This window comes from Amycolatopsis sp. NPDC003731 (assembly GCF_053586895.1).
The window spans coordinates 1-2,118 of record NZ_JBSFNC010000302.1; the positions used below are offsets into that span (position 1 = coordinate 1).

Below are 2,118 nucleotides of genomic sequence, written 5' to 3' on the forward strand. Positions count from 1 at the left end.
GGAGCCGGATCGGTTGGCCCTGGCCAGCAGCCAGAGCAGCAGCGGGGCGCCGCGGGACCTCCCACGTCCCGAATGAGTCATTCGCGGCACCCGAGCCGGCCTGACAATCCGGCCAGACTTTCGTCGTGGGGCAAGCGGGTAAACCTCGTCGCGAGGCAGAACCGCGACACCGGGGCTCAATACGGTCGATCTTCGGGAACCACCACCCCCGTGGGTTCCCAGTGAAGGAGCCGCACATGCGCCCCAGAACCCCGAAAGCGCTCGCCCTGCTCGCCGCCGTCGCCGTCCTTTGCGGGCTCGGTGCCGGGACCGCCGCGGCCGAGCCGCTCACCCGTGGCTGGCCCGCCCCGATCGATGCCGCCCGGTGGGAGAACCAGGACCACATGACCTGGTCCGACTACCGCAAGGTCCCCGGCACGAACTGGGCCGACCCCACCCTGAAACCCACCCAGCGCACCTTCAAGGGCGCCGTCGTCCTCGCCGACTACCCCGACCAGGACTTCGTCGTCACGAAGCCGGCGAACTCGACGATCTTCGGCAACCCCGGCCCCGCCGCCGCGAACGTCCCGCGGGCGAAGGTCGCCCAGTACTACCAGGACTTCCTCAACAAACCCGAAGCCCTCAACAACGGCCACACGATCAACGAATACTGGATGGAGGACTCCGGCGGCCGGTTCGGCGTGCAGCTGACCGCGTTCGGGCCGTACCGGATGCCCGGGAAGTCCTACGAATACGGCATGGAGTTCCAGCCGAGCGCCTGCCCGCCCGGCGCGAACTGCGCCCGCGACATCCGCAAGGACGCCGGGGACGCCTGGCGCGCCGACGTCGGCGACACCGCGAACCAGTTCGACTTCGTCTTCTACCTCTCCGCCGGCCAGGACGAGAGCTCGACCTGGCAGGAGTTCGGCGAGATGAAGTTCGGCACCAAGGAGAACGTGCCCGACAGCTTCGGCCCGCCCAACCACGACCTGCCCAACTACGCGGCCACCCGGTACGTGCCGTGGACGTCGTGGGCGTCGGCCGCGAGCATCTGGCCGAACGCCCAGGACGGCAGCTCGGTGCAGGCCGAAAGCTCGGGCCAGTCGACCTACGCCCACGAGTTCAGCCACATCCTGGGCATCGGCGACAACTACAACAACCCGTTCGGGAACCCGCCGTCACGCTCCTACAGCGGGCCGTGGGACATGCTGTCGCGCGGCACGTTCAACGGCCCCGGCGGCCCGCACACCCGCTGGCAGATCCCGGCGACGCAGGGCAGCTCGATGGGCGCCCAGCACCAGCTGCGCAACAAGCTGAAGCTCGGCATCGTCGACCCGGCGGACGTGCTCCAGCTCGACCGCGACGAGCTCGCGAAGACCGGCCCGGTCTCGGCCCGGCTCACCGCGCGCGAAACCGAAGCGCAGCCCGGCGCGTTCACCGGCCTGAACATCAAGCTCACCGGCGGTGACAAGGCACCGAAGTGCGACCGGTCGAAGGACCCGTTCTGCGACGGCGGCGGCTACGACAACTACACGGTCGAGGTCGTCGACCGGATGGGCGCGGACTCGTTCGCGCCGGACTCCGGCGTCATGATCACCAAGACGAAGAACAAGGACAACGCCCCGTTCGACTGGGTGATCGACGCCAACCCGCAGGACATCGGCATCACCGACTACACGAAGCCGGACGGGACGCCGGTCAAGATCACCATCGGTGACTACCGCCAGCTCAACGACGCCCTGTTCAAGGCGGGCACCGAGGCGGCGAGCCCGTACGAGTACACCGACGAGGCCAACCGCCTGCGGTTCCTCATCACAGACCTGGCGCGCGACCGCCGCGGGATCCTGTCGTACACGGTGACGGTGGCGTCGCTGGACGGCTCGGGCAGCCAGACCCGCGGAGCCGCCCTGACCCCGGCCCTCCCGGCCATCGCCCGCGGCGGCCTGGCGACGTGCGACTTCGGTCTGCTCAACACGGGCGCGGCGAGCGGCGCGAAGGCCCCGTACGACACCGACACCTACCGGCTGAGCGTCTCGACGGACGCGGCCCGCGACAGCGGCAGCGCCGACGACGACGTCCTGCGCAAGGTCCTGGAGCGGCTCGACATCGAAGAGTCCATGCTCGACCGCGACGAGGCGG

General features: G+C 69.6%; 1 protein-coding gene. It reads left to right on the forward strand.

The genetic code is table 11. The features are described 5' to 3' along the window. Positions 1 to 236: 236 nt before the first annotated feature. Positions 237 to 2,118 (forward strand): M6 family metalloprotease domain-containing protein (locus ACWDN5_RS46700; RefSeq protein ID WP_449680788.1); only part of this gene is annotated, 1,882 nt, incomplete at its 3' end.